Source organism: Streptomyces sp. NPDC017991 (assembly GCF_044328075.1).
In the GTDB taxonomy this organism is placed as follows: domain Bacteria; phylum Actinomycetota; class Actinomycetes; order Streptomycetales; family Streptomycetaceae; genus Streptomyces.
Genome location: NZ_JBIRGP010000001.1, coordinates 747393 through 770568, shown reverse-complemented (window position 1 = coordinate 770568; position 23176 = coordinate 747393). Strand labels below are relative to the sequence as shown.

The window sequence follows — 23176 nt, the reverse complement described above, 5'->3', positions numbered from 1 at the left end:
GCGGGCGGCCCGGGGGGGGGGCCCCCGGGGCCCCCCCCCCCGCCCGCCCCGCCCCCCCCCCCCCCCCGCGGGGCCGGGGGGGGGGGGCCCCCCCCCCGGGGGGGGCCCCCCCCCCCCCGCCGGGAGGGCGCGAGGCTGACGGTCGACGTCATCACACACCGCCCCTGCGGCGGTTCGCCCGCGGTGCTCTTCGACCGCGCGAGGAGGAGCCATGACCGTGTCCGGTGGTCCGGCACCGCGTTCCGGACCGACTCACCACCCCGCGGGGGCGGCCCCGGGGTCGTCCACCGATCCGGCGGAGGCGCTGGCGAAGCTCGGGCACTCCTGGACCTGGATCCTCGGTTCGGCGGTGGCCACCCTCGTGCCCGGCATCCTCGTACTGGTCTGGCCGGAGGGGACGCTGCACGTCCTCGCGGTCCTGATCGGGCTCTACCTGCTGGTGACCGGGGGCTTCCGGTTCGTCTCGTCCTTCGCCCGCGACGACCTCGGCGAACGGCTGCCCGGACTGCTCCTGGCGGTGCTGTACGTCCTCGCGGGGGTGCTCTGCCTGCGGAACCCGCTGCAGACGATCGCCGCGCTCTCGCTGATCGTCGGGGTCGTCTGGCTGGTGTCCGGCATCCTCACCCTCCACACGGCCGTCGTCGGCAGGGGCCTGCCCCACCGCGGCTTCCTCTTCGGGGCCGCCGTGATCGGCATCCTCGCCGGCATCGTGGTGCTGGCGCTGCCGACCGAGTCGGCCCAGGCGCTGACCCGGCTGCTCGGCCTGTGGCTCGTCCTGCTCGGACTGGTGGAGGTGGCGATCGCCTTCGCCTGGCGAGCCACGTTCGGCAAGGAGCGCGCCATCGGCAAGGAGGGCGCCACGAGTCCGCGAGCCCCGGCCGGCCTGGCCGAGCCGGCGAACCCCACCGGGCCCACGAGCTACACAGGCCTCACAGAGCCCGCAGACCCCACGACCCCTGCGGACCCCGCGAGCCCCGCCAACCCCACGAGACCCGCCGGGAGCGACTGACACCTCCCTGACCTCCTTCGGCGCCGGTCCGCCGCAGCCCCGTAACCCGGCGAAGCCTCCCTGACCCGCCGCAGCCCCGTAACCCGTCGGCGGCGCGCCGTTGCCGGGGCGCACACCTCCGAGGAGGAGCCATGGTCCCGGACGTCCCGGACAGCGACGCCGTACCGTCCCACTCCGGCGCAGCCGAGGACACCGGTCGTGTCCTGAGCGCCGAGGAACGCGCGGAGTACGAGCGGCTGCGCCGGACCGCGACCCTGCGCCACCGGCGTGTACGCCGCCTGGGCGCCACGATCCTCCTCCTCGCGGCGCTCCTGCTCGCGCCCCTGGCGGTCGTCGCGGCCTGGGTGCACGACACGGTCTCCGACACCGACCGGTACGTCGCGACCGTCGCGCCGCTCGCCTCGGACCCCGCCGTGCAGAAGGTGGTGACCGACCGGCTGACCGACCGCGTGGTGCGGCAGGTGGACGTCGAGGCGGTGACGGCCTCGCTCACGAAGGTGCTCGCGGACGCCGGGGCGCCGCCGCGCGTGGTGGCCGGCTCCGAGGCCCTGACCGGGCCGCTGACCTCCGCGGTACGGACCGTCGTACGGCGCAACGTCGACCGAGTGGTCACGAGCGACCTCTTCCAGCAGGCGTGGGAGGGATCGAACCGGCGGGCGCACGCCGCCGTGCTGGGCATGCTCACCGGGGAGCGGCACGGCGCCCTCCGCGCCACGGACGACGCCGTCGAACTGGACATCGGCACGGTGGTCGACCAGGTGCGTCAACGCCTCGTCGACCAGGGCTTCGAGAAGGCCGCCGCCATCCCGGACAGCGACCGGACCGTCACCCTGTTCCGCACCGAGGAACTGGCCAAGGCGCAGGACACGATGCGGGTGCTGGACGTCGTCGGTACGTGGTTGCCCGTGCTCACCGTCGCCCTCGCGGCCCTGGCGGTGTGGACCGCGCCCCGACACCGGTCGATGCTGTTGATCACGGCTCTCGGCATCGGCGTGATGATGGTGGCGCTGCTCATCGCGCTGGCGGTCATGCGCCGGGCGTACCTGGACACGGTCCCGGCCGGCACGCTCCCTCCGGACGCCGCCGCGGCGATCTTCGACACCTTCGTACGCTTCCTGCGCGACAGCACGCGCACCCTGCTCGTCGTCGCGCTGGTCACGGCAGTGGCCGCGTATCTGTACGGTCCGGGGCGGGCGGCCGTCGGCGTGCGGAAGGTGTCCCGGCGTGGCGCGGGAGCGGCCGGGCGGGCCCTGAGCCGGGCGGGTGTGCGCGTCGGCCCCGTGGGACGCCGGGTGGCCGCCCGCCGGTCGTGGGCCACCGGCGTCGTCATCGGGGCGGGCGCCCTGGCCCTCGTGCTGTGGAACCACCCGACGGTCGGTTCCGTGGCGCTCGTCCTGGCCCTGGTCCTGGTGGCACTGGCCGCGGTGGCGGTGCTCGTCGCCGTCGCCGTGTCCGCCCCGCCCGGGGACGGCAGGGCTTCCGGCCGTGTCGCTCCCTGAACCGTGGCCGGGACACCCTGACGTCCCGCCCCGCGCGGCACGCGTCCGGTTCTCTCACCCTCTCCGGGTGAGCCGACGACTCTTTGACCGGGGCACGCTGAAAAAGGTGGAAAACGGCTGGGCGAAAGCCCAGGACGGAGGAAAGTCATGTACCTCGCCTACGACTATCCGCTCATGAGCGTCTTCTGGTCCATGCTGGTCTTCTTCTTGTGGATCATGTGGTTCGTCCTGCTGTTCCGGATCGTCGTCGACATCTTCCGGGACGACGACATGAGCGGCTGGGGCAAGGCGGGCTGGCTGGCCTTCGTGGTCCTCCTGCCGTTCCTCGGGGTCTTCGTCTACGTGATCGCCCGGGGCAAGAACATGGGCCACCGGGAGGTCGCGCAGGCGCGCGCACAGCACGAGGCGTTCGAGTCGTACGTCCGGGACACGGCCCGGGGCGCGGACCGGCCCAGCAGCGTCGACGAACTCGCCAGGCTGTCCGAGATCAAGTCCCGCGGCGACATCACGGAGGAGGAGTTCCACCGGGCCAAGGAGCTGGTCCTGAGCGGCTCCGGCAGCTCGGCCCGGACGGGCGCCGCGCATGCGGCGGCCGGTCGCTGACGGCATCGCACGACACGGAAACGAGGCATCGGTATGACTGCGACACACACCGGCCACGCGCAGGCGCACTCGACGAAGCGGCACTGGGCCGAAGGCCTGACGGTCTTCGCGGCCATCATGCTCATGATCGCGGGTGTGCTCGACCTACTCCGGGGGATCATGGCGATCGCCGAGGACGATCTCTTCGTCAGCACACCCGACTACGTCTTCGAGTTCGACCTCACCTCGTGGGGCTGGATCCATCTCGCCCTGGGCGTCGTGGCCGTGATCGTCAGCATCGGACTCTTCCAGGCGTCGACCTGGGCGAGGGTCGCCGGCATGGTCATCGGCGGTCTCATCATCATCGCCAACTTCCTCTCCATGCCGTACTACCCGGTCTGGTCCATCGTGATGATCGCCTTCTCGGGCTTCATCATCTGGGCCCTGAGCGTGGTCCGGCAGGATGACTTCGACGAGTCGTTCACGACGCCGCCGCGCAACCTGTGAGAGAGGCCCGGCACGGGCTGTGCACCGCACGGCCCGTGCCGGGGTCGTGCGCGGTCCAGCGCCGATGACCCGGTCGTTCGCTCCCCCCGGGGGGCGGCGACCGGGTCATCGGCGTCCCGCGCGACGCGCCGTGCGCCGCGTCCGATGCGCCGCACCGGGCACCGGTTACGGCGTAGCTCGCGTTCGACACGGAGCACCCGGCACACCGGACGCACCCGGCGCACTTGGCGTCCGCCACGGCCGCGGCGTGTTCGATACGGCGTACCGTACACTGACACGCATGCCACGGAACTCCCCGTCCCTGGACCGCGCGACCCCCGACCGGATCGCCGCGACCGCCCTGCGACTGGTCGACGAGTCAGGCCCCAACGCGCTGACCTTCCGCGCGCTGGCGGCCCGGCTGGGCATCTCCCTCGCCTCCCTCCAGCGTCGCTGCACCGATCTGGCCGGACTGCTGGACCTGTGCACCGACCACCTGGCCGCCCAACTGCCCGAGATCGCGCCGGGCACCGGCTGGGCCGAGGCCACCGAGACGCGGTTCACCGCTCTGTACCGCCTGCTGTCGGCGCATCCGGGCCTGGTCGCGCTGCGGGGCGCCCGTCCCTGGCTCGGCCCGAACCTGCTGGCCCGCCTCGTCGAGCCGCAGCTCGCCGACAGCCTCGCGGCCGGCCTGACCCACCAGGAGGCGATCACCGTCTACCGGCGGATCTACCTGCTCACCCTCGGCAGCGCGAGTTTCGTGGACCACCGTGACCCCGGGGCCACCCAGGCACTCACCCGCACCGCCCTGGCCTCCCTCGACCCGGCGGACTACCCGGCGCTGACCGGCGACGTGACGGCGATCCTGCCCGTCCTGACCGACCACGAGGTCTACTACGGGGCCCTGCGCCAGCTCGTCACCGCCGCCGATCCGGCACGGGCCGCCCGCCCCAGCACCCCACTCGACGGAAAGTCAGGACCCACGGAATGAGCAACAGCACGACCGCCGCCCCCGCCTCCGCCGCCCGCACCTTCAGCAGCGACAACGCGGCCGGCGCCTCCCCGGAGATAGTCGACGCGGTGGTCCGGGCCGCCGCGGGACCGGCCTCGCCCTACGGGTCGGACGGCATCACGGCCGGTGTCCGCGGCAAGCTGTCCGAGATATTCGAACGCGACGTCGACATCCTGATCGTCTCCACCGGCTCCGCCGCCAACGCCCTGAGCCTGGCCGCGCTCACCCCACCCTGGGGCAGCGTCCTGTGCCACCGCGACAGCCACATCAACAACGACGAGTGCGGGGCACCGGAGTTCTACACCGCGGGCGCCAAGCTCGTCCCCCTCGGCGGCGACGACGCGAAGATCGACGCGGACGAACTCCGCGCGGCCGTACGCAACAAGGCCGGGGACGTACACAGCGTGGAACCCTCCGTGGTGAGCGTCACGCAGTCCACCGAGACCGGCTCCGTCTACTCCCTCGACGAGCTGCGTACCCTCGGCTCGATCATCAAGGAGCCGGGCCTGCGGTTCCACATGGACGGCGCCCGCTTCGCCGGGGCCGTCGCGGCCCTCGGCGCCACCCCGGCCGAGCTGACCTGGCGGGCCGGTGTCGACCTGCTGTCGTTCGGAGCCACCAAGAACGGCACGATGACCGCCGAGGCGATCGTCGTCTTCGACCGCTCCCTCACCGCCGAACTGAGCTTCCGCGCCAAGCGGGCCGGCCAGCTCGCCTCCAAGATGCGCTTCCACGCCGCCCAGCTCGACGCGTACCTGACGGACGACCTGTGGCTGCGCAACGCGACCCACGCCAACGCCATGGCCGCCCGCCTCCAGGACGGCGTCAAGGCCGTACCGGAGGTCGATCTCCTCGGCGCCGCCGAGGCCAACATCCTCTTCTGCCGACTGCCCCGGCAGGTCACCGAGGGGCTGCTGGCCGACGGCTACACCTTCTACCACGACCGCTGGGAGCCCGGCGTCGTCCGCTTCGTCACCTCCTTCGCGACGACCCCGCGAAGCATCGACGACCTGCTCCACGACATCCGCCGGTACGCCGCCTGACCCCCGGAAGAACGCGACGGGCAGGATCGGCCCGGGAATGCGGGCCGCGCTCACGAACCCCCTGCGAGGCGGTGCGGCGCGGTGCGGCGACGGTTCCCATACGGGTGCTACTCCGCTGCGGTGGGGGTACTGGGAGCGCCGGAGGCTGTACGGCGTACCGGGAACGCGGGAGCCGGGTGGGTCCCGCGTTCCCGGACGGCGCCGGCCCCATGATGGCGAAACCGACCGGGATCCGGCCCACCCCGGACGTGGCCCGATGTGTGTGCGATCATCTGCCGTTCGGCTCGGGTCGCCGGACGGACGACTTGAGGAGACATACGCGATGGGTACCGCCGTGCACGTCCCGCAGACACGGGACATGATCGGGGAGGAACTCTCCGGCGACGAGGCACTCACCGCGCTGCGCCGTTACGGCGGCAGGCGCCTCCTGGTGGACGCGTTCGCCCGCTTCCGCTACGCCGACGGCTTCACCAACGCGCGCTCCCTCGCCTTCCAGGTGGTCCTCGGCATGGTGCCGTTCACCATCGCCCTGGTGGGGGTCGCCACGACCGTCCACACCGAGAGCATCGGTCGGATCATCGAACTCACCCTCGGCCGGATCGTGCCCGGCGCCAGCGCCGATCTGGTCGAGGAGGCCCTGGACAAGACGGCCCGCAGCGCCGGATCCGGTATCTGGGGCGCCCTCGCGATGTGGCTGGGCCTGGCCTTCGCCGTACTCAACCTGGCCTCGGCGATGGGCCAGGTCGAGCGGGGCGCCAACCGGATATACGGCATCGAACGCGACCGTCCGTTCCTCACCAAGTACGCCCGTTCCCTGCTCCTCGCGCTCACCGCGGGCATGCCCCTCGTCCTGGGCTTCCTCGTTCTCGTCGCCGGTGACGCGGTGGGGGAGTCGGTGGTCGAGACCTTCGGCTGGTCCCGGGACAGTCTCGACTGGTGGGGGCCGCTCGAAGTGCCCCTGGGCGTGGCGCTGGTGTGGGTCGCCTCCGCGGTGATCTTCCGCTGGGCTCCGCGCCGGGACCAGCCCGGCTACACCTGGCTGGCCTTCGGCTCGGCGGTCCATCTGGTGCTGTGGGTCGCGGCCACCTGGCTGCTGGCGCTCTACGTCGCCAGGAGCGGGTCCTTCGGTGCCGTCTACGGTCCCCTCACCGCGTTCGTGGCCCTGCTGCTGTGGGCCAACCTCACCGGTGTCGCGCTCTTCCTCGGGGTCGCCTTCGCCGCCCAGCTCGAAGCCGCCCGCGCCGGCATCACCACCGCCGTGAAACCGGACCCGGGCTCCGGCCCCTGACACGCGGGACGACGAAGGGACCGGGTCGCTCCTGACCTGCGCAACGGCAAAGACCCCTTCACCTGCGGGGCAACGGCGCCCAACAGCACGTCACCGCCGCTGGGCCACCGGATTCTCGGTCCGGTGGTCGTAGTACGCCCACACGGCGACCGCCACGACCGCCGTGACCGCGACCGCCGCCACACGCACCGCGCCCGAGGTGGTGAAGGCCACCAGACCGGTCACGGCCCCTCCGCACAGCATGAGCGTGCGGCTAATGAAACGCTGCCGGGGCGTCTGGGGTTCCTCCCGGTCCTTGAGGTCGTGCAGGGCGTCGTGGGCCGGATGGCCCGAGCCGCGCCGGGCGCGTGCCCGGTACGCCAGCGCGTAGCTGATCAGCGCGTACAGAGCGAGCGCGCCCAGCGCCCAGAGCCAGCCTTCGGGATCCCCGCCGCTTCCACGTGCCGGATGCATGACACATCTCCTCCCGTTCGGCTTCCGGATGCCCCTGAAACCCCGGGGCACGCGGGACGCCTGTCACGGGCCGCCGGAAAAGAACAACGCAGAACCCTAGGGACCGACTGGACGGTATGTCATTCTACGGGGCAGGACGAGACAGGTGCCGACCATCGCAGGGAACCGCGGCCGACAGGCGGCCGTGCACGGACCGCTGTGAGCGCACCGCCACGGAGCAGACGAGCCGACGCCCCGGGAGAAACGCGATGCAGCAAGCCGTACGGTCCCGAGCCGAGCTGGGTCACGGACCGCCGTCCGCCGCGCTGTCGCGTGCCCCGAAGGTCCGTTCGCTGATCGACGCCGACGCCCTTCGGGTGCTGCACCGGTCGGCCCGCGTGCTCCTGAACAACCTTCCGGAGCTGACCGACCGCCTGGTGGCGGCGCTGCGGGAACGGGAACCCGCCTACCGCAGCACCCTGGAGAGCGATCCCGCGGGCACCTGGCAGGAGGCGCACCGGTCGCTCCGGCACAGTGTCAGCTCGCTGCTCGACCCGCGCAGCGCCCGGGACGCCGCACTGCGCTGCTCGTCGAAGATCGGCGCAGTGCGTGCCGAACAGGGGCTGCCGCTGGACGCGTTGCTGCACGCCTTCCGGCTCGGCGGCTCCCTGATCTGGCAGTCGCTGGTCGAGGAGACCTCACGGACCGCCCCCGAGGACGTCCGCCTGCTCGTCCATGTGGCGGCCGACGTATGGAACTTCGTCGACGAGCACTGCACCCTCGTGGCGGACGTCTACCGCAAGGTGGAACGGCAGCACGCGTGGCGCCAGGAGCACCGGGTGCGCCTGCTGACCGCCGCCCTGCTCGACGGTACGAGCCGGATCGCGGACGTCGCCGAGACGGCCGAGGCCCTGGACCTGCCGGAACAGGGCCGGTACGCGGTGATCGCCGTCGCGGGCGGACGTCAGGCGGGCCGCACGTCCGTGCCCGGCGCCGTCGTCCCGGCCGGTGCCCGCGTGTACTGGCACACGGGCGTGGAGGTCGACCACTGCATCGTCCTGGTCGGCGACGGCGACGGCGACGGCGATCAGGACGAGCCGACGGTGGGGCTGACCGCTCCCGCGGGGACGAGGGTCGGCGTGGGACCCGTCGTGGCGGGCCTCGCCGCGGTGGGCGACGCCCGCAGGCTGGCGGACATGGCCCTGAGCATGTGCGCGGACGACGGCGGCACCGTACGGCTGACCGAGCAGTTGCCGGCCGCCCTCGTGATGTCGTGCCCGGAACTGGGCGGCGCGCTGGCCGAGCGGGTCCTGGGGCCGCTGCTGCGTCTGGAGCCGTCCGACCGCGACATCCTGCTGGACACGCTGGCCGCGTGGCTCGACTGCGACGGCTCGGCGCAGCGGGCGAGCGTCCGGCTGTACTGCCATCGCAACACCGTCCTCAACCGGCTGAAGCGGTGCGAGCAGCTGACCGGTCGCTCGCTCGCCCGCCCGGCGGACATGGTCGAGTTCAGCCTCGCGCTGACGGCCAGGCGACTGCTGCGCGATACGTGACGCCCCATCGGATACCGGCCGCGCGATGTGTGATGCCCTGTATGTGATCGTTTGAAAGTTACCTCAGGGTATGGCGTGACTTCTCACGGGAGTGCAAGTAGAACCCGTTTCACTCTATGGAGAGTGAGGAGCCGCGCATGAACGACGATTCCCCACGTGGGACGGGCCTGAGAGGTGTGTCCCGGCGACGATTCATCACTGTAACCGGTTCTTTTCTTGGCTCGGCCGCGCTCGCCGGGCAGGTGGGCCCGGCGCACGCCGCCACCGCGTCCGCGGCGGCGGTGATCGAACCGGGGGCGCACGTGCCCGCCCTCGTGATCGGTACCGGATACGGCGGCTCGGTGGCCGCTCTGCGCCTGGCCCAGGCGGGCGTCGACGTCCATATGATCGAGATGGGCATGGCCTGGGACACCCCCGGTTCCGACGGCAAGATCTTCGCCAACACGACGAGCCCCGACCAGCGGTCCTACTGGCTGCGCACCAGGACGAAGCAGCCGCTCAGCAACTTCCTCGGCTTCCCCATCGACAAGGACGTCCCGCGCTACACCGGGATCCTGGACGCCGAGGAGATGGGCGGCATCATCGTCTACCAGGGCCGCGGCGTCGGCGGCGGTTCGCTGGTCAACGGAGGCATGGCGGTCACTCCGAAGCGGGAGAACTTCGCCGCCGTCCTGCCGTCGGTCGACGCCGCCCAGATGTACTCCGTCTACTACCCGCGCGCCAACGCGGGCCTCGGGGTCGGCACGGTCGACCCGACGTGGTTCGAGACGGCCGACTGCTACCAGTACGCGCGGGTCGGCCGTAAGCACGCCCAGCGTTCGGGCTTCCCGTTCGTCTTCGTGCCCGACGTGTACGACTGGGACTACATGGAGCAGGAGGCCGCCGGGACCGTACCGAAGTCCGCACTCGCGGGCGAGATCCTCTATGGCAACAACTACGGCAAGAAGTCCCTGCAGAAGACCTATCTCGCCAGGGCGAAGGCGACCGGACGGGTCTCGATCTCACCACTCCACAAGGTCACCTCGGTCGCCCCGGCCGCCGGTGGCCGCTACACGGTCGTCATCGACCAGCTCAACACCACCGGCGGCACCACGGCCACCAAGACCGTCACCGCGGACCGGGTGTTCTTCGCGGCCGGCAGCGTCGGCACGAGCAAGCTCCTGGTCAGGCTGAAGGCCACCGGCGCGCTGCCCGGCCTCAACGGCGAGGTGGGCAAGGGCTGGGGCGACAACGGCAACGTGATGTGCGGGCGCGCCAACCATCTGTGGGACCCCACGGGCGCCGTGCAGTCGTCCATCCCGTGCTCCGGCATCGACAACTGGGCCGCGGGCGGCGCGTTCGCCGAGGTGGCCCCCCTGCCCACCGGCATCGAGACCTTCGCCTCGTTCTATCTGTCGATCACCAAGAACCCCCACCGCGCCCAGTTCTCGTACAACGCCGGGACGGGCAACGTCGACCTCAACTGGCAGACGGCCTGGAAGCAGCCGTCCATCGACATGGCCAAGACGATCTTCGACAAGATCAACGCCAAGGAGGGCACGATCTACCGGACCGACCTGTTCGGCGCCTACAAGATCTGGGGCGACCACCTCACGTACCACCCCCTCGGGGGCGCGGTGCTCAACAAGGCGACGGACAACTACGGCCGCCTGCACGGACATCCGGGTCTGTACGTCATCGACGGCGCGCTCGTCCCGGGCAACACCAGCGTCAACCCGTTCGTCACCATCACGGCGCTCGCGGAACGGAACATCGAAGCGATCATCGCCGCGGACCTGTAGCGACGGCCGGGTTACGCAACCGGGGCCGCCCGGCCTCGCCGGACGGTCCCGGACCGGTGTGGCGCCCCGGCTCAGTGCCCCGGCAGCACACACATGGCGTCGAGCCCGAGGACGCGGTTGAGCCGCCCGAACGCCAGCCACGACCCGAGGCTCATCGTCAGTTCGACGATCTCGGCCTGGCCGTAGTGCGCGGTCATCCGGTCCCAGAACTCCTCGTCGAGGCCGTGATGGTCCAGGGCGTACCGCTCGGCGTACTCGGCGGCCAGCCGGGTGCGCTCGTCGAAGGCGTCGGTCGTACGCCACTCGGCCACCGCGTCGGCGAACTCCTCCTCGACCTTGAGTCCGTCCCGCTCGGTCCGCCAGTCGAGGCAGAAGAGACAGCCGTTGATCTGCGCGATCCGCAGCCGCGCGGCCTCGAACTCGCGCAGCCCCAGGGTCGTATGGGCGTAGACGGCCAGTGAGAAGTTCGCGGCGGCGGGCCCGATGCAGGGGACCATCTCGCCCCACACGTACTCGATCGCGTTCCTGCCCTCGGGAATGTCGACGTTCATGCGGGACTCCTTCGCGTGCGCGGTGTCACTTCCTGCCGAGCCTTCCGACCGCCGGCCGCAGCGGGACGTCGAGCGCGTCGTACAGTCCGGGCTCGGCGTCCACGAGCCACTCGATCGCGCCCACAAGCCGGCCGACCGCCGTGGCGTTCCCGCCCGCGGACCGGTTCTCGCCCTCGTCGGTCGCCTCGATCGTGACCTCGATGCGCGGGCGGCCCTCGATGATCACGCGATGGGCCCCGTCGCCGTTCGGCGGAACCGGCCAGTCCGGTGCGCAGGAGGGATGGATCCGGGTGACGTGCTCGATCACGATGCGGGGCTCGCCCCCGACGACGCCCTGCACCTCGAAGCGCACCGCGCCCTGGGTGCCGGCCGCGAACTCGCCCATCGTCCGGGTCTGCACGGTGGTGTCGAGCGGGCGGCGCTGCAGGGTCTCGCGGATCTCGTCGAGCTCGACGCCCAGCGCTCTGGCCATCAGCCGTATCTGCCCGCCCCACACCATGGTCGGGATCGACGGGGCGAGCATCAGCGGCTCGTAGTCCATCGGCTGCCCCATCCCGACCAGGAACCGCACCGACTCCTCCTGCTCGTACGTGGAGTAGTCGAAGATCTCCTGGCAGCGGATGGCGTCGACGACCGTGCCGAGACCGCTCATCAGCAGGGGCAGTACGTCGTTGCCCCAGCCGGGGTCGACGCCGGAGACGAACAGCGACCCGCCGCCGTCGGCCACGGCGGCCAGCACGGGGTCACGGAACTCGGGCGGGGCGTTGCGCTGGTCGTAGAGCGGATACAGCGACGGGGTGACGACCACGGCGCCGACGCGGATCGCCCTGCCCAGGTCGGCCAGCGCCTCGTCGGGCCTGATGTCGCCCGAGGCCGCGTACACGACGGCCCGGGGGGCCGCGGCCAGTACGGCGTCGATGTCGTCGGTCGCCGTGACGCCCAGGCCCCGGCCGAGACCGCCGAGCTCGCCCGCGTCGCGCCCGACCTTGCCGGGGCTGTGGACGAGCACGGCCGCGAGATCGAGCGCCGGATGCGCCTCGACCGCACGGATCGCGGCGCGGCCGACATTGCCGGTACCCCAGACCACCGTGGGAATCATGCGCGGAGCGTAACCTGACGAGCCGTCAGTTTCCATAGTCCTGCACGGACCTCGCCACCCGCTCCGTGCGGTGCGCTCCGGCCGGGGCTGCACGGGTGCCGGATGTCCGTAGGTAACGGTTTTCCGGCGGTGCGGCCGTGCCGTTGCCTGACGGGCCCTCCGTGATAGTCTTGATCCAGTTGCAGTTGTAGTTCCCGCACACTTCAAGTGCCGCAGGCGAATTCGTATTCGTCGGGCACTTTTGTATTTCCGGCGTTCCATTCCGGACGGGGTCAATTGCGGCGTCACAGGGGTCCACACAGTGCGGGCCCCCGGGTACTGCCCCGAAAGGGATATGACATGGCTAGTGGAACCGTGAAGTGGTTCAACTCGGAAAAGGGCTTCGGCTTTATCGAGCAGGACGGCGGCGGCCCCGACGTCTTCGCCCACTACTCGAACATCGCCACCCAGGGCTTCCGCGAGCTCCAGGAAGGCCAGAAGGTGACCTTCGACGTCACGCAGGGCCAGAAGGGCCCGCAGGCGGAGAACATCGTTCCTGCCTGATGCTGTAGCGCGCACGGCAGCTGGGGTCCCACTTAGTGGTGGGGCCCCAGCTTGTTGCTTTTTCAATGGCCTGGGTGGCTGCTCCGCGGGCCCGCCCACGGCCGGTCCGGTCCACGGGTGCTCCGCGACCCAGTCCGGCCCTTTGATCCGCCCCGGTTCCCACTTCGGGGATTCCCGCCGCCCGACACCGTTTCCCGGTGTGCCGAGTCGGCCGGGCAGGCCTGCTTTCGTCTTACATCCGGCTCGTTCTTGCAATTCGTTCGGCTCGTACACGCCGAGAATTCCTCGATACGTGCCATATCGAGGAAGGTTCTTCATGAACCGCTCAGCTCGTACGAATGATCGTTTCTCAAACAACCGCAAGGACGGCTTCGGCGGCTCCGACCGCGGCGGCCGGTCCCGCCCGCAGGGCCAGGGGCGCTCCGTCGGCCGCTCCGGCGGCAGCGGACGACGGCCCGCCGCCGTGCAGGGTGAGTTCGCACCTCCGACCACCCTCACCCCCGCCCTCCCGGCGGTGTCGAGCTTCGCCGAACTGGGCCTGCCCGCCGAGCTGCTGGAGACGCTCACCGGCCTCGGCGTGACGGAGCCCTTCCCGATCCAGGCCGCCACGCTGCCCAACTCCCTCGCGGGCCGCGACGTGTTGGGCCGTGGCCGCACCGGTTCGGGCAAGACGCTCGCCTTCGGCCTGGCGCTCCTCGTCCGCACGGCCGGACGGCGTGCCGAGCCGAAGAAGCCGCTGGCGCTGATCCTCGTCCCCACCCGTGAGCTGGCCCAGCAGGTCACCGACGCGCTCACGCCGTACGCCCGCTCCCTGAAGCTGCGGATGGCCACCGTGGTCGGCGGTATGTCGATCGGCAGGCAGGCCGGTGCGCTGCGTTCCGGCGCCGAGGTCGTCGTCGCGACCCCGGGCCGCCTCATGGACCTGGTCGAGCGCAGGGACTGCCGTCTGGACCGGGTCGGCATCACGGTCCTGGACGAGGCGGACCAGATGGCCGACATGGGCTTCATGCCCCAGGTCACCGCCCTCCTCGACCTGGTCAAGCCCGACGGTCAGCGGATGCTGTTCTCGGCGACCCTGGACCGCAACATCGACCTCCTGGTCCGCGGCTACCTGCACGACCCGGTGGTCCACTCGGTCGACCCGTCGGCCGGCACCGTCACCACGATGGAGCACCACGTGCTGTACGTGCACGGGGCCGACAAGTACGCCACCGCAACGGAGATCGCGGCCCGCGACGGGCGCGTGCTGATGTTCCTCGACACCAAGCACGCCGTCGACCAGTTCACCAAGCACCTGCTCGGCAGCGGCGTGAAGGCCGCGGCCCTGCACGGCGGCAAGTCGCAGCCCCAGCGCAACCGCACCCTGGCCCAGTTCAAGAGCGGCGCGGTCACCGTCCTGGTCGCGACCAACGTCGCGGCCCGGGGGATCCACGTCGACGATCTCGACCTCGTGGTCAACGTCGACCCGCCCGGCGACCACAAGGACTACCTGCACCGCGGCGGCCGTACGGCCCGGGCGGGCGAGTCCGGCAGCGTCGTCACGCTGGTCATGCCCAACCAGCGCCGCGACATGACCCGGCTGATGTCCGACGCCCGTATCAGGCCGCAGGTCACGCAGGTCCGCTCGGGCGAGGCCGAGCTGAGCCGTATCACCGGCGCGCAGACGCCCTCCGGTATCCCCGTCGCGGGGAGCGGCCAGAGCGCCGAGCGCCCCCCGCGCGGCGGCGCCCCCTTCCGGGGCATGGGCACCCGCCCGGGCCGCTCCGGCGGCGAGTCCCGCAGGACGGCCGAGGCGCGTCAGACGGCGGAGGCTCGCAAGGCCGCCCGGATCCGTCGCGGCGCGTAGCTCGTACGTACGTGTAATCGCACGTCAGTACGGGTGTCGGGCGCTTCGAGCGGCGGTGAGCGCTGAGATCCACCATTCTGGACGCAGATGCGATCACGTCGCCCACATTGGGGAAGTCGAGTCCCATGACTGAATCAGAGTTTCCGCCGGAAAGCCGCCCCGTGGACCTTTACCTCGATCTGCTGCGTGTCCGAATGAACCCGACGGACTACGCGATGCTGCTGCGCATGGTCGAACCCGTCCTCGAAGCGATGCAGGAGCAGCGCGCCGGACCGATCGAACTGAGCCTGGACGGTGAGGAGGGCTCCAAGGTCTCGCAGGAGGTCCGTGACGAGGCGTCCCTCGTCGTGGCGGTCGCCGTCACCGGGCGCATGGACAACCAGATCGTCGAGATCGAGACCGAGCAGGGCGGACCCGTCAGGGTCGTGACGGACTCGGGCACCGCGGCCGATCCCGCCCGCTGCCAGGAGATCGCCGACTTCATCGGTGAGCGTCAGCGGCAGGACGAGGAACTGCGCGGCATCGCCGAGGTGAGCGGTCTGCCCACCGACGTCTGACGCCGTACCGGTGCCAGACGCGTCACACGGCACGGCTTCTCACGATGCCCGCGGCACGGCCCTGCGATGCTGGCGCCCGTGTCGATCATCTCCGTGCCGCAGCCCATCACGCCCGACGCCCCGGTCGTACTCCGCCGCCCGCTGCTCACCCAGCAGTGGCTGGACCTGACCTTCGTGCACTGGGCCGTGGATCCGGCGGCGGTCGAGGGACTGCTGCCGGCCGGTACCGCCCCCGACACCCTGGACGGCGTCACCTACGTCGGCCTGGTCGTCTTCCGGATGCACCGGGTGGGCTGGCTACGGCTGCCCGGCGTGCCCTACTTCGGCTCCTTCCCGGAGACCAACGTGCGGCTGTACTCGGTCGACGCGTACGGGCGGCGCGGTGTCGTCTTCCGGTCCATGGACGCGTCCCGGCTCGTACCGGTGCTCATGGGCCGCCTCGGTTTCCGCCTGCCGTACGTGTGGTCCCGCATGTCCGTGCGGAGGGGCGAGGACACGGTCGGCTACACCAGCGCGCGGCGCCTGCCGGGCCCACGGGGCGCGTACAGCCGCCTGGTCGTCAGGCCGGGGGAGCGGATAGCGGAGCCGACCGGCCTCGAACACTTCCTGACCGCCCGCTGGGGCATGCACAAACCGTTCTTCGGCGATGCCGGATTCCTGCCGAACGACCATCCGCGCTGGCCGCTGCACCGCGCGACGCTGGTCGAGTGCGAGGAGAACCTCGTCAGTTCGGCCGGTCTGCCGGCGCCGGCCGGGGATCCGGTGAGCGTGCTGTACTCGCCGGGGGTCCCCGTGCGCCTCGGCCGCGCGACGGCGGGCCCTCCGCGCAGGTGAGGGCTGGTCCCGGCGCGGGTGACCGGGCGATCAGCGGTCGCGGCCGGGCTCCGGGCGGCGGGTGGCGAGCAGGAGCGCGATGTCGTCCGGGCGGTCGGCCACGTGCCGGGCCTTGGCGGTGAGCCGGTCGGCGACCCCCGCGAGCGACCGGCCCCCCGGGCGGCCTGCCGGGGAACCGGCCCGGGCCAGGGCGACGCGCAGCGCGGTGATGCCCTCGTCGATGTCGACGCCGGGCGTCTCGACCAGGCCGTCCGTGTAGAGGGCGAGGACGGCGCCGGGGTCCAGCTGCAGCTCCGTCACCGGGTAGTGGGCGTGCGGATCGACCCCGAGGACGACACCGCCGGGGATCTCCAGGACATGCGTGCGGCCGTCCGGGAAGCGGAGGAGCGGCGGCGGATGGCCGGCCCGGGCCACCCGGGCCCGACCGGTGAGCGGATCGAGACGGATGTAGCAGCAGCTGGCGAACAGACCGGGGTCGAGGTCGATCAGAAGATGGTTGGTGCCGCTCATGACCTCGTCCGGCGGCCGGTCACCGAGCGCGAAGGCCCGTACGGCGCTGCGCAGTTGGCCCATCGTGGCGGCGGCCTGGACGCCGTGCCCCTGGACGTCGCCGATGACCAGCGCGAGCCCGTCGCCCGACTCGACGACGTCGTACCAGTCCCCTCCCACCTCCATCCCCTGCGTGCCCGGGAGGTAGCGCCCGACGGTCTCCACCCGCGGATGGGCGGAGAGGCGCCGGGGCAGAAGCGCCTGCTGGAGTCCGCGGGCGAGGGCGGCCTCGGTGTCGTAGCGCTGGGCCTTCTCCATGGCGTGCGCGATCAGTCCGGCGAGGGCCGTGAGCACCGTGCGTTCCTCGGTGCTGAAGCCCCGGGGGCGGTCGAAGCCCAGGATGCAGGAGCCGACCGGGCGCCCGGAGGCGATCAACGGCAGGAAGGCGCGGGAGCCCTCGGTCGCGTCGAGGGGGATGCCCGGGTAGGCGGTCGCGAGCTGCTGCATCGACTCGAAGAAGAGCGGGCGGCCACTGGTGAGGGTCTCCACCCCCGGTATCCGCGCGTCGAGGCCGACGCCTTCGAACGGCGCGAGGAATCCCTGGGGGAAGCCCGTCTCCCAGGCCAGGTAGAGGTGCCGTTCCTGGAGCAGATAGATGGCGAGCCGGCCGCCCCCGAAGGCGGGCAGCAGTTCCTGCATCACGACCGCGGACACCTGGCGCGCGGTGACCGCCTCGGTCAGCGCGATCGCGAGGACGATCGGCCGGTAGAGCGGCGCCATGGAGGTGACCTTGGCGGCCGCTCCGTCGGGCAGGGGCACACCGGCCGCCGAGGGCCCCTCGGACGGGGGCGCGAGTGCGGGGGCCGGCTCGGCCACCCGGTTGGCGGGCACGACGGTGCAGGTCAGGATGTCGGGTCCGGGATAGACGGAGACCGCCAGCCAGTCACCGCCCCCGTGGAACTCCTGAGGAGAGTCCTCGCTGTACCGCAGGGGGCGTACGACGTGGAAGTGCACCGGCTCCAGCGACAGGAGCGCCTCGCGCAGATGGTCCTCGTAGGCGGAGCGCTCCAGCCACGGCACCTCCTCGCCGAGGGGGCGGCCGAGGAGCCGCGTCCGCGGGCGGCCCAGGAGCCGGGCGGCCTGCTCGTTCGCGTAGACGATGAGCCCCAGCCGGTCGAGGCAGAACACCCCCTCGGGGAGCAGGTCGGCCGCTCCGTCCGCCGCCGACCCGATGTCCGGATCGAGGACGAGGCCCCGGACCGCGCACGGCCCGGGCGACCCGGGCGCGTCCTGCGGGTTCCACAGCTCCAGCAGCCGCAGACCGCCGTCGGAGGCGCGCACCGGCAGCGGAAGGGGTGGCGGCCTTCCCGCCGCGGTCTCCCGTAAGGCGGTCAGGATCTGATGGGAGTCGGTGGCGGCCACGGCGTCCGCGAGCGCCTGCGGGGTGTCCGTGCGGCTGCCCGGTGCCACGCCGAGCAGGGCGTGCAGACGGCTGTCCGCGGTCACGACGTCGGACGCCGGATCCCAGGTGAACCGTCCGATGCGTCCGGCGGGAGGATGCGTGGCCGGCGGCCGTACGCAGAGCGGTTCGCCGTCCCAGGCGATGTCCGGCCCGCCGTCCTCCGCCAGCTTCCACAGCGCCTGTCCCAGGTCCTCGGCCAGCTGCGCCATGCGGTCACGGTCGGGCAGGACCTCGGTGGCGTCCGACGCCGAGGGCCGCAGAATGGTCAGGACGCCGTACGTCGTCGACCTGTCCGCGACCGGCACGTACAGGGATCCGAACTGGAACGGCAGGCTCGCCGCGAACTGGGGGTAGCGGCGCATCGTTTCTGTCGCGTCCGGGAGCACCACCTGGACGCCCAGCCGGAAGGCGTCCGCCACGGGGAACCTGCGGTCCACGTGCAGCCGCCACCAGGGGCGGAACAGCGGACCCGGCAGCCCGGAGAGCACGGCCAGCCGTAGCAGCCCCGGCGTGTGGGAGCGCAGGTACACACCGCCCGCGAAGCCGCCTGCCGCGCTGATCGCCTCCGTGGTGACCCCGGTGAGCAGCGGGTCCAGGCGTCCGGGGATCCGGGTCTCGTGCTCGGCTCTCCCAGTCATCGGCCCTACCTCGTCCGTGCGCCGCCCGGGTGGCTGACACAGCAAGAATGCGCCACGAGGCCCCCCGCCTGCACCCGGGAGAGGCACTGCGCGCGTGAATCCGATGAGGCTACCGGGGTGTACGCGAACCGTGGGCGTCCGGTGGGGACTGCTGTTCCCCGGTTCACCCGCCCAGGACACCGGAGCGCCCGGGTTCAGGGAAAAGAGGCTGGTCGGGTGCCTTGCCCACGCGCCGTGCGGGACAGCCCGCATTTCCCGCCGAAGGAGGGGAACGTGGAACGTGGATCACATACGAGCCGGGAGAGGCGGATCGGAACAGCTCGCGGAGCAGACCGCGGAGCGGATCCGGTCGAGGGAGCGACCGCACGGGATCAGGACAACCACGGAATGTGTCCCGTGCGGCTCGTGCCCGCCCTCGACGACCCGGCGCAGCCTCGTAAGGAGTCCCATGACCACGTACGTCATCACCGTCCCCGGCACGTTCGTCAACGGCGTCGAGGAGGCGGCGCGCTCCGACATCGAGCGCAGGCTCCGCCCCCGGGACCCGAAGAACACGGACCTGGGGGAGAGCGAGGAGCTGAGCCTGCTGACGGTCGAGGAGGGCGGCATGTTCTCCGCCCGGATCGAGGTCGAGGCGTCCAACCAGGCGAGCGCCGAGGCCGAAGCGGTCCAGCTGATCTCGCGGGCCCTGCGCGACAGCGGTTTCCCCGAGAAGGACGCTCCGCTGGGCCCGGCCTTCGTGACCGGCATCGACCGCGAGTTCTGAGGGCGGGAGAGCCGGTTCCGGTCCGTCCCCGGCGCGACGGGGACGGACCGGAACCGGCTCTCGCCGGGAAGCGGGACAAATCGGCGCGCATCACCTCTGGCGCCTGCCACGGCACTAGGCTCCGAGGCACTACTTACGTCGGGGGCTACGGCCGTGCACGCGCGGGAGCTGCGGATGGACTACTACGACCTCGGTACCCACGGCCGGGTGGTGACCACGGCGTCCCCCGAGGCCCAGCTGTGGTTCGACCGAGGGCTGGTCTGGTCGTACGCCTTCCACCACGAGGAGGCCGTCGCCTGCTTCGAGGCCGCCGTGGCGGCGGACCCCGACTGCGCCATGGCGTACTGGGGCATCGCCTACGCCCTCGGCCCGAACTACAACAAACCCTGGGAGTTCTTCGACGGCCAGGACCTGGTCCGTACCGTCGACCGTACGCACGCCGCCGTGGAACTCGCGCAGGAGAAGGCGGCCGGTGCCACCCCCGTCGAACAGGCCCTGATCGGCGCGCTGCGTGCCCGCTATCCGCAGGCGAAGGCCGTCGAGGACTGCTCGGTGTGGAACGAGCCCTACGCCGACAGCATGCGCGCCGTGTACGAACTCGCCCCGGACGACCTGGACGTGGCCACGCTCTACGCCGACGCGCTGATGAACCTCACCCCCTGGCAGCTGTGGGACCTGCGCACGGGCGAGCCTGCCGACGGTTCGCGCGCGGCGGCGGCCAAGGAGGTGCTGGAGCGGGCCCTCGCCACCGACGCCGGGCTGCGGCACCCGGGGCTCCTGCACATGTACATCCACCTGATGGAGATGTCCTCGGCCCCCGAGACCGCGCTGCCCGCGGCGGACCGGCTGCGCGGTCTGGTGCCCGACGCCGGCCACCTCCAGCACATGCCCACCCACCTGGACGTGCTCTGCGGCGACTACCGGCGCGTGGTGGCCGACAACGGCGCGGCGATCGCCGCCGACGAGAAGTTCCTCGCGCGGTCGGGGGCGATGAACTTCTACACGCTGTACCGGTCGCACAACTACCACTTCAGGATCTACGGAGCCATGTTCCTCGGGCAGTCGAGGACCGCCCTGGAGACGGCCGCCCAGCTTGAGGCCTCCATCCCGGAGGAGCTGCTGCGGGTGCAGAGTCCGCCCATGGCCGACTGGCTGGAGGGCTTCCTCGCCATGCGGGTCCACGTCCTGATCCGGTTCGGCCGCTGGGCCGACATCCTGGAAGTGCCGCTGCCCGCCGACCCGCGGCTGTACTGCGTGACGACCGCGATGCTCCACTACGCCCGCGGGGTCGCGTACTCGGCCACCGGCAGGATCGCCGGAGCCGAGGACGAGCGCACGCTGTTCAGGGAGGCGGTCACGCGGGTTCCGGAGACCCGGATGCTGTTCAACAACACCTGCGCCGACCTCCTCGCGGTCGCGTCGGCGATGCTCGACGGCGAACTGGCGTACCGCAAGGGCGATCACGAGGCCGCCTTCGCCGCGCTGGAGCGGTCCGTCGAACTGGACGACAGCCTTCCCTACGACGAGCCCTGGGGATGGATGCAGCCGACGCGGCACGCCTACGGCGCCCTGCTGCTGGAACAGGGGCGTGTCGCCGAGGCGGAAGCGGTCTACCGGGCCGACCTGGGTCTCGACGACACGCTTCCCCGCGCTCTGCACCACCCCGGCAACGTCTGGGCTCTGCACGGGTTCCACGAGTGCCTCGTCCGGCTGGGCAGGGCGGGAGAGGCGCGGATCGTGGCCCAGCAGCTGAAGGTCGCCGCGGCCGTGGCGGACGTACCGGTCGAGGCGTCGTGCTTCTGCCGCCTCACCGCCGACGCGCCCTCCCGGCCCGGAGACCCCGTCAACAAGGCTTCCGGCGGGGGTTGTTGCTGACGCGTTGCCGTTCCCTCTTGTCGCCGTCTCATGGCTGACCGTACGCTGACAAGTCATAGAACTTCGGACGTGATTGACCGGGGGGAACCGTCATGTCCTGGCAGCACAATGACTTCAGCGACGGATTCGTCATACCGCCGATGCCGACCGCGCCGCCGCCGGCGCCCGCGGACGGCTGGAGAGCGGCCGGGGTGGCGCTCCTCAACCTCTGCGGCCTGGGCCTCGGTTACGCGCTGGTGCGCCGCTGGTGGCTGATGGCCGCCTGCTGGGTCGCGACGGCGGTACTCCTCCTGGTGGCGCTGCCCGCGGACCCGGACGGAGTCCCCGGCGGAGCCCTCGTCGCGTACCTCGTCCTGCTCGCGCTCGCGGCCGTCCACGGCGCTGTCGTGGGGCTGCGGACCCGGCTGCTGTGGCCGCCGGCGGCCTGGATCGCCGTCGTCCTCGGAATCGTGCTCCTGGCCGTGCCCGCCGGAGGTGTCGCCCTGTACGGCGGCGCACGCGACGAAGCCACCGAGCAGATGCTCCTGGACCGGCTGGAACGCGCGGACAAGCTGGTCCGGGCGGCCGGGAAGCAGCAGTTCCCGACGGCTGAGCCCGACTACCGCCGGGCGCTGACCGCCTACAGCGGGCTCCGCAGCGACCATCCCGGCTCACGGGCGGCCGACAGGGTCCCCGACCGGCTCAAGTCCTTCTACACCACCGTCGCCTCCGCCTACGAGAAGAAGAACTACTGCACCGCGGTGGCGCCCCTGAAGTACCTGCGCACGGTTCCGCGCACCATGGACGAGAAGGAGCTCGGGACGCTGGCCAAGTGGCCCGACGGCCGGCTGGCCACCTCGCTCTACGAGTGCGGCACGCAGTCGCTGTCCGGCGGATCCGCGGACTGGGCGACGCACTACGGCGAACTGCTCCGGACCTTCCCGCGGTCCGAACAGACCGCGAAGGTGGCACCCTCGGTCGAGGCGGCCGTCGACAAGGCCGTGCAGGACGTGCGCGGAGACGACCCCTGCAAGGCCGTCGAACGCCTCGAAACCCTCAACTCCCAGATCGTCGGACTGCCGGGAGAGGGCGCCGGACAGGCCCAGGGCCTCGACAAGAACGCCGACCGGGCGCAGAGGAACGCGGAGTCGGGTACGTACGACTGCGGAGTGGACCAGTACAAGGAAAAGAGCTTCACCGAGGCCGTCACCACCATGAACGACTTCGTCAAGAACGCCGGGGGGCACAAGAACGCGGCCCGCGCCAAGAAGATCGCCATAGCCGCCGAGGTCGCCCAGACCGTGCCCGCCGCGGGCAAACGCCTGCCGACCACGGCATCCGGCGGCGGCATCTCCGTCACCGTCAAGAACGACAGCCCCGACGACATCACGGTGCTGTACACGGGCCCGGTGACGGGCAGCTTCAAGCTCAAGGCCTGCGGGAAGTGCACCTCCTACTCGCTCGCCAGCACGGTGACGCTGGGTTTCGAACCGTGCAGCGACAGTGGCAAGAACTATCCGCAGCGGACCATCCGGCTGCCCGTCGGTACGACGTACTTCGTGCACAAATCCAAGAGCGGACTCGGAAACTCACCGGCCTCGGACACCGCCAAGCTGTCGTCCGGCTACATCTACACCGAATGCGCGTACACGACGAAGTACGGCTACTGACCCGACACCAAAAGGGCAATTTGCGCTGGGCGCCAGAATTGCGCTGATCCCGGGTCGGATCCATGCGGGCCAGGCACTCAGTGCCTTCTGCGGGCCCGGTGACGGGTGTGTGGATTCTGTGACCCATTGGCCGGGCGGGGATGCCGGGCCGGTCGGCGGGTACGAATCCGGTAAACTCGTGG

19 protein-coding genes and 1 pseudogene are annotated in these 23176 nt (G+C 71.4%); 16 read left to right on the top strand and 4 right to left on the bottom strand.

The window, feature by feature from the left end; all coding sequences use genetic code 11:
* Window positions 1–211: 211 nt before the first annotated feature.
* From ACH4DZ_RS03315 to ACH4DZ_RS03285, 7 genes and pseudogenes are all read left to right on the top strand, one after another.
* A pseudogene (locus ACH4DZ_RS03315) lies at window positions 212–880 on the top strand (HdeD family acid-resistance protein); the annotation flags it as partial.
* Window positions 881–1140: 260 nt separating this feature from the next.
* Window positions 1141–2508, top strand: coding sequence for a hypothetical protein (locus ACH4DZ_RS03310; protein WP_398285183.1), 1368 nt, complete (start codon window positions 1141–1143; stop codon window positions 2506–2508).
* A 147-nt stretch (window positions 2509–2655) separates the two neighbouring features.
* Window positions 2656–3111, top strand: a complete 456-nt coding sequence (locus ACH4DZ_RS03305) for an SHOCT domain-containing protein (RefSeq protein WP_398285182.1) — start codon at window positions 2656–2658, stop codon at window positions 3109–3111.
* A gap of 33 nt (window positions 3112–3144) precedes the next feature.
* Window positions 3145–3597: a hypothetical protein gene (locus tag ACH4DZ_RS03300; protein ID WP_398285181.1), complete on the top strand. Its 453-nt coding sequence runs from the start codon at window positions 3145–3147 to the stop codon at window positions 3595–3597.
* Window positions 3598–3877: 280 nt separating this feature from the next.
* Window positions 3878–4567 (top strand): TetR/AcrR family transcriptional regulator, encoded by a 690-nt coding sequence (locus tag ACH4DZ_RS03295; protein ID WP_398285180.1) that lies wholly within the window; start codon window positions 3878–3880, stop codon window positions 4565–4567.
* Entirely contained in the window at window positions 4564–5631 is a 1068-nt protein-coding gene (locus ACH4DZ_RS03290) for a threonine aldolase family protein (RefSeq protein WP_398285179.1), read from the top strand. Before ACH4DZ_RS03295 ends, ACH4DZ_RS03290 begins: the two co-directional genes overlap by 4 nt.
* A gap of 322 nt (window positions 5632–5953) precedes the next feature.
* Window positions 5954–6919, top strand: a complete 966-nt coding sequence (locus tag ACH4DZ_RS03285) for a YihY/virulence factor BrkB family protein (RefSeq protein ID WP_398285178.1) — start codon at window positions 5954–5956, stop codon at window positions 6917–6919.
* 90 nt (window positions 6920–7009) lie between these two features.
* Here ACH4DZ_RS03285 and ACH4DZ_RS03280 read toward each other — a convergent pair whose 3' ends face one another.
* Entirely contained in the window at window positions 7010–7372 is a 363-nt protein-coding gene (locus ACH4DZ_RS03280) for a hypothetical protein (protein ID WP_398285177.1), read from the bottom strand.
* 248 nt (window positions 7373–7620) lie between these two features.
* Between ACH4DZ_RS03280 and ACH4DZ_RS03275 the strand changes: the two genes are divergently transcribed.
* Complete coding sequence (locus tag ACH4DZ_RS03275) at window positions 7621–8904, top strand: PucR family transcriptional regulator (RefSeq protein ID WP_398285176.1); 1284 nt, start codon at window positions 7621–7623, stop codon at window positions 8902–8904.
* 137 nt (window positions 8905–9041) lie between these two features.
* Window positions 9042–10685 carry a GMC oxidoreductase gene (locus ACH4DZ_RS03270; RefSeq protein ID WP_398285175.1) on the top strand — a complete coding sequence of 548 codons (1644 nt, stop codon included), beginning with the start codon at window positions 9042–9044 and terminating at the stop codon, window positions 10683–10685.
* Between the two features lie 71 nt (window positions 10686–10756).
* Here the strand turns inward: ACH4DZ_RS03270 and ACH4DZ_RS03265 are convergent, their stop codons facing one another.
* Together ACH4DZ_RS03265 and ACH4DZ_RS03260 are read right to left on the bottom strand one after the other, a co-directional pair.
* On the bottom strand, window positions 10757–11236 hold the full coding sequence (locus ACH4DZ_RS03265) for a carboxymuconolactone decarboxylase family protein (protein WP_398285174.1): 480 nt from the start codon (window positions 11234–11236) through the stop codon (window positions 10757–10759).
* Between the two features lie 25 nt (window positions 11237–11261).
* Window positions 11262–12335 carry a dihydrodipicolinate reductase gene (locus tag ACH4DZ_RS03260; protein WP_398285173.1) on the bottom strand — a complete coding sequence of 358 codons (1074 nt, stop codon included), beginning with the start codon at window positions 12333–12335 and terminating at the stop codon, window positions 11262–11264.
* Window positions 12336–12674: 339 nt separating this feature from the next.
* Here ACH4DZ_RS03260 and ACH4DZ_RS03255 point away from each other — a divergent pair, with 339 nt between their 5' ends.
* The 4 genes from ACH4DZ_RS03255 (at window position 12675) to ACH4DZ_RS03240 (ending at window position 16115) form a co-directional block, all read left to right on the top strand.
* The gene (locus tag ACH4DZ_RS03255; RefSeq protein ID WP_107014974.1) at window positions 12675–12878 is read left to right on the top strand and encodes a cold-shock protein; all 204 of its coding nucleotides are present in this window, start codon (window positions 12675–12677) and stop codon (window positions 12876–12878) included.
* Between the two features lie 316 nt (window positions 12879–13194).
* Window positions 13195–14724: a DEAD/DEAH box helicase gene (locus ACH4DZ_RS03250; RefSeq protein WP_398285172.1), complete on the top strand. Its 1530-nt coding sequence runs from the start codon at window positions 13195–13197 to the stop codon at window positions 14722–14724.
* Window positions 14725–14849: 125 nt separating this feature from the next.
* Window positions 14850–15281, top strand: a complete 432-nt coding sequence (locus ACH4DZ_RS03245) for a hypothetical protein (protein ID WP_107014972.1) — start codon at window positions 14850–14852, stop codon at window positions 15279–15281.
* Between the two features lie 87 nt (window positions 15282–15368).
* Window positions 15369–16115, top strand: a complete 747-nt coding sequence (locus ACH4DZ_RS03240) for a YqjF family protein (protein ID WP_398285461.1) — start codon at window positions 15369–15371, stop codon at window positions 16113–16115.
* A 30-nt stretch (window positions 16116–16145) separates the two neighbouring features.
* Here ACH4DZ_RS03240 and ACH4DZ_RS03235 read toward each other — a convergent pair whose 3' ends face one another.
* Complete coding sequence (locus ACH4DZ_RS03235; RefSeq protein ID WP_398285171.1) at window positions 16146–18704, bottom strand: SpoIIE family protein phosphatase; 2559 nt, start codon at window positions 18702–18704, stop codon at window positions 16146–16148.
* Window positions 18705–19152: 448 nt separating this feature from the next.
* Here ACH4DZ_RS03235 and ACH4DZ_RS03230 point away from each other — a divergent pair, with 448 nt between their 5' ends.
* The 3 genes from ACH4DZ_RS03230 (at window position 19153) to ACH4DZ_RS03220 (ending at window position 22994) form a co-directional block, all read left to right on the top strand.
* A complete protein-coding gene (locus ACH4DZ_RS03230; protein ID WP_398285170.1) occupies window positions 19153–19470 on the top strand; it encodes a hypothetical protein in 318 nt (105 codons plus the stop codon).
* 174 nt (window positions 19471–19644) lie between these two features.
* The gene (locus ACH4DZ_RS03225; protein ID WP_398285169.1) at window positions 19645–21345 is read left to right on the top strand and encodes a hypothetical protein; all 1701 of its coding nucleotides are present in this window, start codon (window positions 19645–19647) and stop codon (window positions 21343–21345) included.
* 92 nt (window positions 21346–21437) lie between these two features.
* On the top strand, window positions 21438–22994 hold the full coding sequence (locus ACH4DZ_RS03220) for a hypothetical protein (protein ID WP_398285168.1): 1557 nt from the start codon (window positions 21438–21440) through the stop codon (window positions 22992–22994).
* The last annotated feature ends 182 nt before the right edge of the window (window positions 22995–23176 follow it).